General features: G+C 71.0%; 6 protein-coding genes. 1 reads left to right on the top strand and 5 read right to left on the bottom strand.

Annotation, left to right across the window (positions count from 1 at the left end):
* Nucleotides 1-151: 151 nt before the first annotated feature.
* The 3 genes from MBTS_RS19435 to MBTS_RS19425 all read right to left on the bottom strand — a co-directional run bounded on the left by MBTS_RS19435 (nt 152) and on the right by MBTS_RS19425 (nt 5,958).
* Entirely contained in the window at nt 152-3,448 is a 3,297-nt protein-coding gene (locus tag MBTS_RS19435) for an error-prone DNA polymerase (protein ID WP_192216274.1), read from the bottom strand.
* 244 nt (nt 3,449-3,692) lie between these two features.
* On the bottom strand, nt 3,693-5,264 hold the full coding sequence (locus tag MBTS_RS19430) for a Y-family DNA polymerase (protein WP_192216273.1): 1,572 nt from the start codon (nt 5,262-5,264) through the stop codon (nt 3,693-3,695).
* Complete coding sequence (locus tag MBTS_RS19425) at nt 5,188-5,958, bottom strand: ImuA family protein (RefSeq protein ID WP_056142599.1); 771 nt, start codon at nt 5,956-5,958, stop codon at nt 5,188-5,190. Before MBTS_RS19425 ends, MBTS_RS19430 begins: the two co-directional genes overlap by 77 nt.
* 306 nt (nt 5,959-6,264) lie before the next feature.
* On the opposite strand from MBTS_RS19425, the gene MBTS_RS19420 reads away from it, so the two are divergent.
* Nucleotides 6,265-7,152 carry a collagen-like protein gene (locus MBTS_RS19420; protein ID WP_238254287.1) on the top strand — a complete coding sequence of 296 codons (888 nt, stop codon included), beginning with the start codon at nt 6,265-6,267 and terminating at the stop codon, nt 7,150-7,152.
* Here MBTS_RS19420 and MBTS_RS19415 read toward each other — a convergent pair.
* Complete coding sequence (locus MBTS_RS19415) at nt 7,147-8,382, bottom strand: TIGR03862 family flavoprotein (RefSeq protein WP_056142792.1); 1,236 nt, start codon at nt 8,380-8,382, stop codon at nt 7,147-7,149. The genes MBTS_RS19420 and MBTS_RS19415 overlap by 6 nt on opposite strands.
* Nucleotides 8,383-8,440: 58 nt before the next feature.
* Nucleotides 8,441-8,882, bottom strand: a 442-nt coding sequence (locus tag MBTS_RS19410; protein ID WP_192216271.1) for a ComF family protein, incomplete at its 5' end; no start/stop codon positions are given.

Below are 8,882 nucleotides of genomic sequence, written 5' to 3'. Positions count from 1 at the left end.
GTGGTTGGGTGACCCTCAGCCGTCGGAGGCTGGCGGAGCCACCCCCACTCCTGACCTCTCCCCACAAGGGGGAGAGGGACGCGCTCTGCCTGCAAAAGCAAATGGATGAATCCGGTAGCCGCCTGCGGGGAGAGGGGATGCGTACCGCCCCTCAATGGAAATCCCGGCTGCGGTAGACGCGCCGGTCCGGCGGCGCCCCGAAATCCGTGGTCTCCGGTGGGAGGGGGAGACCGCCCTCGCGCAGGGTCCGCAATTCCTCCGTCAGGTCGCGGAACTGCTCGGCCAGGAGATGGACCACCAGCCCCGAGCGCTGGATGCGCCCGCGCACGGCGATGAAGCGGGCGCTCATGGCGATGCGCCGGTTGGCTTCGAAGACCTTCTTCCAGACGATGACGTTGCAGATGCCGGTCTCGTCCTCCAGCGTCAGGAACACCACGCCCTTGGCGGTGCCGGGGCGCTGCCGGGTGAGGACGAGGCCCGCCACCGTGACGCGGGCATTCTGGACCCATGAAGGGTCGTGATGCGCCGCCGCCGGGATCGCGCCGATGCGGGCGAGGCGGGCGCGGAAGAACGCCACCGGATGGCCCTTCAGCGAAAGGCCGGTGGAGACGTAATCCTCCGCCACATGTTCGGAGAGCGCCATGGCGGGCAGCTCCACCGTGGGCTCGGCCCGGAACAGCCCATCGTCGGCATGGAAGGCGAAGAGCGGCATCGGCGCATTGAGGAGATGGGTGCGCCGGTCGGTGGAGACGCCCCGCGCGGCGCTGGCGCGCGTCGAGGTGCCTTCCAGTGCCCTCACCGCCCAGAGGGCGGCGCGGCGGTCGAGGTCGAGGGAGCGGAAGGCGTCCGCTTCCGCTAGGCGCTCGAGGGCGTTGCGGGGCAGTGTCAGGGCGGCCTGCAGGCCCTCGACGCTGGCATAGCCGTTGCCGCGCAGAGCAACGAGCCGGGCCATGCCGGCCTTCGGCAGGCCGCTCACCTGGCGCAGGCCGATGCGGACGGCGAAGCGGCGCTCCGGCCCCCTCTGCGCCGAGGCCGGTTCCAGGGTGCAATCCCATTCGCTGGCATTGACGTCGGGTCCGCGTACCTCGACGCCGTGGGCACGGGCATCCCGCACGAGCTGGGCCGGCTGGTAGAAGCCCATGGGCTGCGAGTTCAGGATTGCGGCCAGGAAGACGTCAGGGTGGCGGCATTTCATCCAGGCCGAGGCGTAGACCAGCAGGGCGAAGCTCGCCGCGTGGCTCTCGGGAAAGCCGTAGGTTGAGAATCCCTCGATTTGCTTGAAGCAGCGCTCGGCGAAATCGCGCGGATAGCCGCGCCCGGCCATGCCCTCGATGAACTTGGTCCTGAAATTCACGATCTGGCCGTTGTGCCGGAAGGTGGCCATGGCCCGGCGCAACCCGTCGGCTTCAGACGGCGTGAAGCCGGCCGCCGTGATCGCGATCTGCATGGCGTGCTCCTGGAACAGCGGCACGCCGAAGGTCCGCTTCAACACCTCCTCGAGTTCGTCCTTCGGCCCGTGCTCGGGGGAGGGGGACGGGAAGACGACGGGCTCCTCGCCCGAGCGCCGCCGCAGGTAGGGATGGACCATGTCGCCCTGGATCGGGCCGGGGCGCACGATGGCGACCTGCACCACCAGATCGTAGAATTCCTTCGGCTTCAGGCGCGGCAGCATCGACATCTGCGCCCGGCTCTCGACCTGGAACACGCCGACGGAATCGGCCTTCGACAGCATCGCGTAGACCTCCGGCTCCTCGCGCGGGAGGTCGGCCAGCGTCTCGTAGGCGATGCCGTGATCCTCGCGCAGGAAGTCGAGGCCGCGCCGGAGGCAGGTGAGCATGCCGAGCGCCAGCACGTCGACCTTGAGGAGGCCGATCGTGTCGATGTCGTCCTTGTCCCATTCGATGAAGGTACGGTCGGCCATCGCCGCGTTGCCCACCGGCACGGTCTCGTCGAGACGTCCCTTCGTCAGCACGAACCCACCCACATGCTGCGACAGGTGGCGCGGGAAGCCGATGAGCTGGATCGCGAGGTCCACCGCCTGCCGGATCGCCGGGTTGGCGGGGTCGAGCCCGGCCTGCGCGATATGCTGGTCCGGCAGGCCGGCGCCCCAGGAGCCCCAGACCGTGTCGGCCATCATCCCGGTGATGTCGGGGGTGAGGCCCAGCACCTTGCCGACCTCGCGGATGGCGCTGCGAGGCCGGTAGTGGATCACCGTGGCGCAGATCGCCGCCCGGTCTCGCCCATACCGGTCGTAGAGATACTGGATCACCTCCTCGCGGCGCTCGTGCTCGAAATCGACGTCGATGTCGGGCGGCTCGTCCCGGCTCTCGGAAATGAAACGGGCGAACAGGAGCCGGATCTTGGTCGGGTCCACCGCCGTGATGCCGAGGCAGTAGCAGACAACCGAATTGGCCGCCGAGCCGCGGCCCTGGCACAGGATTCCCCGGTTCCGGGCGAATTCGACGATGTCGTGGATGGTGAGGAAGTAGCGGGCGTAGTCGAGGCGGCGGATCAGGTCGAACTCGGTGCGCAGGGAGGTTTCGACCGTCTCCGGGATACCGTCCGGGTAGCGCAGTTCGGCCCTTTGCCGGGTCATGTATTCGAGATGCCCCTGGGCCGTCCGGCCGGGGGGAACGGGCTCGTCGGGATACTCGTATTTCAGCTCCTCCAGGGAGAACCCGCAGGTCTCGGCGATCTCGATCGTGCGCGCGATCGCTTCCGGGTGGTCGGCGAAGAGCCGGGCCATTTCGGCGGGTGGCTTCAGGTGACGCTCCGCATTGGCTTCCAGGCGATAGCCGGCCTCGACCAGGGTGCAGCCCTCGTGGATGCAGGCGAGCACGTCCTGCAAGGGGCGCCGGTCGGGGTGGTGGTAGAGCGCATCCGAGACCGCCACCATGGGCGCGCCGAGGCGCTCCCCGAACCCGGCGAGGCGGCCGAGCCGACGCCGCTCGTCGCCGCGATAACGATGGCTCGCGCCGAGAAAAACGCACCCGGGGGCCGTCTCCGCCAGGGCGGCGAGATGGCGGGCGAAGACGGGATCGTCCTCCTCCGGCGGGAGCGCGATGAAGACCTGCCCCCTTGCCGCCGCGAGCATGTCCGGGACACCGAACCGGCACGCGCCCTTCTCCGAGCGGCGGTTGCCGTCCGTGAGCAGCCGGCAGAGCCGTCCGTAGCCGTCTCGGTCCATCGGATAGGCGACGGCCTCGAACCCCTCCTCGGTGACGAGACGGACCCCCGGCAGGTAACGGATCGTCGGTTCGCCCGCCTTCTCCCGGCGCTTGGCCTCGGCATGGCCGCGCACCACGCCCGACAGCGTGTTGCGATCGGCGATGCCGATGGCGTGGAGCCCGAACTCGGCGCCCTGCGCCACCATTTCCTGCGGATGCGAGGCCCCGCGCAGGAACGAGAAGTTCGTGGTGACCGCGAGCTCGGCATAGGGCGGGGTCATGCGCAGAATGATGGGCCGTTCGCGTGATCCCCTCTCCCCGCGAGCGGGGAGAGGGCCGCGACGACCCCGTCGTCGGCGCGGCGAGGCGGCAGCCGAGGGTGAGGGGGGGCGTCCGAAGGAGACTCGTCCGGAATCTCCCCCTCACCCTCGCTCCGGCTTCGCCTCCGCTCATCGCAGGCACGGCAAGGTGCCCGCGATCCTCTCCCCGCCCGGCGGGGAGAGGGGAGGGCGCTCATCTCGGCCCTCACGCGAACAATCCCTGCACGAACCAGCGCGCCGCCGTTTCAGCCGTGTGGAAGCCTTCCCGGTAGAGCCAGAGGCGCCGGCCGGATTCGTCTTCGACCACGTAGTAATCCCGGGCGGGGGCAGGGGCGTGCCACCAGGCGTCGGCGATGCGCTCCGGACCCTCGGCATGGGCGATCCGGTGCAGGCGCCGCCGCCAGCGGAAGCGCTGGGGTGGTCCGTCGGGGGCGAGCGAAAACACCTCGTCGGCCGCCTCGCTGCGAGACAGGAGAACGAGGGGACGGGGCGGCATCCCGCCCTGAGGCCGGGTGCCCACCCGCTCGGGCCACCGCATCTCGATTCTCCTCACCCGCCAGGGCTCCAGGGCATCGGCGCGTTCGGGGATGTGGCTCGCCCGTGGACTCACGCGGATGACCCTGGCCCCGATGCGTTGTCTGAGGGCGTCGGCGAGGCGGGCGGTCCCGCCGGTCTCGGCCTCCCGGTCGAGGCCCGTCTCGGCCAGGGCGCCCTGGCGTGCCTCCAACCGGCCGATGCCGGTCACGTCGAGCCGCACGGTCTCGAAGCCGAAGCCGGCATCGAGGGCCGGCCCGAGCCGGTCGAGGCGCAGATCGAGCAACCGCCCGACCTGGGTCGGGCAGAGGGTCGGTTCCGACAGGCCGAGATCGAGGCTGCGCTCGATGCCGTCGACCCGGTAGAGGCTCAGCCGCAGGGATCGCGCGCCCAGGCCCGAGGCGGCGAGGCGGGGGCCGATCTCCTGCATCAGCCGTATGGCGGTGGCGACGATGATCGCCTGATGTCCGATCGGATCGAGAAAACCCCGACTCGCGCCGAAGGCGGCCGGCTCCCCCAGGGAGACCAGCGGCTCCGGCCTCCTCCCCAGCGCCTGGTCGAGGCGCAGGAGCAGGGTCTCGCCGAAGCGTCGTGCCAGGGGAGGGCGGGCCGCCTCGGCCAGCGCTCCGATCCGGCGGAGGCCGAGGCAGCGGAGGGATTCGGCGATGGCCGGCTCGATCCGCAGGGCACTCACGCAGAGGTCGCGCAGGGCCGGCGCGTTGCCTCCCCGGGGCACGATGACGGGACGCGTCGAACCGCCGTGGCGGGCGAGCGCGAAGGCGCAGGCCGGCGTGTCGGCCAGGGCCAGCCGGGCGGGGATCGAATTGGCCGACAGACGGGCGGCGAGGTCGCCCATCAGGGCGTCTTCCCCGCCGAACAGGTGGCTTGCCCCCTCCACGTCGAGAAAGAAGCCGTCTCCGCCTTCCCCCGGCCCGAACGGCGCCACCAGGGGGGTATACCGCTTGGCCCAGAGGCAGAGACGCGCGAGGGCGGTGGCATCGGCCTCCGGGTCTGCGGGATGAACGGCGATGCCCGGCCCGATCCGGGCGCGCGCCCGTGCGAGGGGCTCGCCCGGACGCAGGCCGAGAGCCCGGGCAGCGGCGTCGACGGCCGTGATGAGCAGGCCTCCCGGCCCGATGGCGGCCACGACGGCGGGGGAGACCGCGTCATCCTGCGCGGCCCGAGCGCGCCTGAGGCGCGTCAGCGGCCACTGCTCCAGCCAGACCGAAACGATGCGCGGCATGATCCCACTCCAGAAGCCAATTCCCCGTCCGTCCGTTGCGACAGCGGTCGAGCCGCGCCCGCCAGCAGGGCCGCTCGATGCAGCCGAACCGGTCCCGCAGGGCCGCCCCCGAGCCGATCCGCCAGCGGGTCGCAGCCATGTTCGGGTTTTCCGCCTGCGGTGGCCGCAGGACGAGGAGGAGGCGGGAGGCCGCCTCGCCCGCCAGATGCAGCCGCCGGCTCTGCTTCAGCGGCAGGCCGGCATTCACCAGCCCCGCCACTGCCCTTAGCCCCTGCGAGCGCAGGGCCTCCTCCAAGGCGCGGTAGGCATCCGCGTCGCTCTCGACCTCCAGAATCAGCAGGCGGCCCGGATCGAGGCCGAGCCCGGCGAGCCCATGGCCGTAGGGTGTCGGGTGCCCCTTGCCGATGACGAGGAGAGCCTCCCCCTCCACCCGCGCGAGGTGTCGGGCCATGAGGGCGAGGGTGAAGCCCAACGCCGCCGCCTCGTCGCCCTCGGATTCCGGGGCGATCTCGTGCGGTCGGCCAAGGGAGAGCCCTCCGCCGGGAAGGCCGGAATCGATATGGGCGATTCCCAGAGGCAGGGCCTCGACGGACAGGACGTCGGCCTGTCCTGCCCCGTGGCCGCGCAGGGCGTCCAGAGCGATCCGCCGGCGCCGCTCGAGCCCGTCCGTCTCCGTTTCGCCGTCATCGCGCATCTTCGTCGAGCCAAATCCATCCTGTCCGTCCCATCACCGGACAATAAGAACAAAACAAGAACAATTTCAACCGGTTTCGGGGGGATGCAAAATTCCTGAGCGGCTACAGCCGCTTCCCCTGTGGACGGCTGTGGATGAGTGTGGATGGAGGAACGGCCGCGAGACGGCGGGACGATCCGGGCCGGGCTTGACCGCATGACCGGACCCGGCATTGTCCCTCCGCCGTGCCGGACCTCCGGCGCATCAGCCTGGAAAGAACCCATGCGCCTCGACCATGCCGCCAAGTGCCCGGCCCCGACAGGCTTCATGACCAAATCATTGATGGGATTGATGATCCTCGCCGGGCTCGCGGCCGGTCCGGCAGCGGCTCAGGCGCCCGGCCAGGTCAGTCCCGGCCAGCCCGGCGGTGGGATGAGCGCCGCCCCTGCGACGGATGCCGCCGCGGCCCCAAGGCCCAGGGCGGCCAGGCCCAAGCGGGTCGTGGCGCCGACGCAGCCGATCCAGGTCTACGATGCGCGGATCGAGGCGGGGGATCTGCGGATCTCCGGCAGCGTGCGCAAGGCCGGCACCGTCGTGATCCTCGACGAGGACATCTCGGTGATGGCCGATTCGCGCGGCCGATTCCTGTTCCGTCTGCCCTATCGGCCCGCCACCTGCGTCGCGGCACTGAAGGCCGGCGAGGACGAGAGGGAGGCCGTGGTGGCCAATTGCGCGCCGGCCGGCGAACCCGGCCCCAAGGGCGATGCCGGCCCGCAGGGAGAGCCCGGTCTCCAGGGCATGGCAGGGCTTGCCGGTGCGCCGGGTGTGGCGGGGCCCGCAGGCGAGGCCGGGCCGAAAGGGGAGGCGGGACCGAAGGGCGACGTGGGACTCAAGGGGGAGACAGGCCCGCAGGGGCCGGTCGGCCCCAAAGGCGACGTTGGTCCCAAGGGGGAAACGGGTCCCAGGGGGCCTGCCGGTCCTCAGGGCGAACCGGGAGCGGCGGGCCTCACCGCCAGCGCCGCCAACTCCACCCTGCGTCCCGTCCGCAACGAGAATTGCTCGTCCGGTGGCTGCGAGTTGAGCTGTGACAGCGGCGAGGCCTTCGTCTCGGCCTATTGCCTGTCCTCAGGAAGTCCGTCCTTCGCCAATGGCGGCGCCAGCGCGTCCTGTCCGTCCGACGCCAAGGGCATGGTCGGCTTCTGCTCGCGTCTATAGGTCCGGGCCGGCCTCATCGAGCCAGTCCATCATCCCGGCGGCCGCCGCACGGGCGCTGGAAAAGGCGCCCTGCAACAGGTAGCCGCCGGTGGGGGCTTCCCAATCCAGCATCTCGCCGGCGACGAACGCGCCGGGCCGCGCCTTCAGCATGAAGCGGGAATCGATGGCCTCGAAGGCGACGCCCCCCGCCGTGGAGATCGCCCGCTCGATCGGACGGGGAGCGAGCAGGCGCAAGTGAGCCGCCTTGATCAAGGCGGCGAGTTCGCCCGCCGAGGATGGAAGGGCGCGGCCGGCCGCCTCGCGCAGCAAACTCGCCGCCACGGGATCGAGCCCCGCATCCTTGCGCAGGCGCGTGGCGAGCGACGCCCCCGGCTTGTACGACGCGAGGCGTCGCATCAGTGCATCCTCGGTCAGGTCCGGCCGCAGATCGAGGACGAGACGGGCCTCACCCTCGGCTTCGATCTCATCGCGGATGAGGCGCGACAGGGCATAGACCGCCCCGCCCTCGATCCCGTCCGCGGTGACCATGGCTTCGCCGCGCACGGTCTCGTCGCCGAGACTGAGCGCGACGCGCTTCAGGGGTGTCCCGGCGAAGCGTTCGCGGAACACGTCCGACCACGGCACGCTGAAGCCGACATTGGCGGGTTTGAGGGGCGAAACCTTTATCCCGGCCCCGGTGAGAAGCGGGACCCAGGTCCCGTCCGAGCCGAGCCGTGGCCAACTCGCTCCGCCAAGGGACATCAGGGTCGCCTGGGGGGCCACCGTGAGGCGCCCGTCCGGGGTCTCGAAAGCCAGGCTTCCATCCGCGTCCCAACCGAGGAAGCGATGACGGGTGAGGATGCGGACGCCGATAGTGTCGAGCCGCCCCAGCCAGGCCCGCAGGAGCGGGGAGGCCTTGAAGCTCTTCGGAAAGACCCGCCCGCTGGAGCCGATGAAGGTCGGCTGGCCGAGCCCCTCGCACCAGTCCCGTAGAGCCTGCGGGGAGAAGGCGTCGATCGCTCCGGCGAGGGGCGGCTGGGCCGGGTGGTAGCGCTGGTGGAACGATGCCAGCGGCTCGCTATGGGTGAGGTTGAGGCCGCCCCGCCCGGCGATGAGGAACTTGCGCCCCACCGAGGGCATCCGCTCGTAGAGCGTGACGCGATGGCCGGCTCCCGCCAGCATTTCGGCGGCAGCGAGCCCCGCCGGGCCGCCGCCGATCACCGCGATGTCTCGTGACGTCGATCCTGTCATGGACGTTGGGAGGCCGTGGCGGAGCCCGGCTGTCAAGGGCGGAGGTCGGTTTGTTGGCTTAGCCTGCCTCGGCGGCGACCAGGGCGAAGGTGAGGACGTCCACCGAAGCCGCTCCTCCCCGCAAGAGCACCCGCGAGGCGGCATTGGCGGTGGATCCGGTGGTGGTGACATCATCGATGAGCAGGATTCTTCGCCCCTGGAGCCTGGGCTTCGCCGATGCGGGGACCCGGAACGCGCCCTGGAGATTCGTCGCCCGCGCCGCGCGGCTGAGCCCGACCTGCGAGCGCGTCGCCTTCACCCGGGCGAGAAGCGAGGTCTCACAGGGCAGGGAAGCGATGCGGCCGATGCCACGGCCGAGGAGGGCGGCCTGGTTGAAACGGCGACGCCACAGGCGCGTCCAATGAAGCGGTACCGGCACGAGGCAATCGGCCTCCCGCAACAGCTCGGCCCCGGCCGCCGCCATCATCCGCGCCATGGGGGCGGCGAGGTCGAGCCGATCC

The sequence above is a fragment of the Methylobacterium bullatum genome, from assembly GCF_014845095.1.
Taxonomy (GTDB): domain Bacteria; phylum Pseudomonadota; class Alphaproteobacteria; order Rhizobiales; family Beijerinckiaceae; genus Methylobacterium; species Methylobacterium bullatum.
This window is presented reverse-complemented; position numbering and strand designations above follow the sequence as displayed.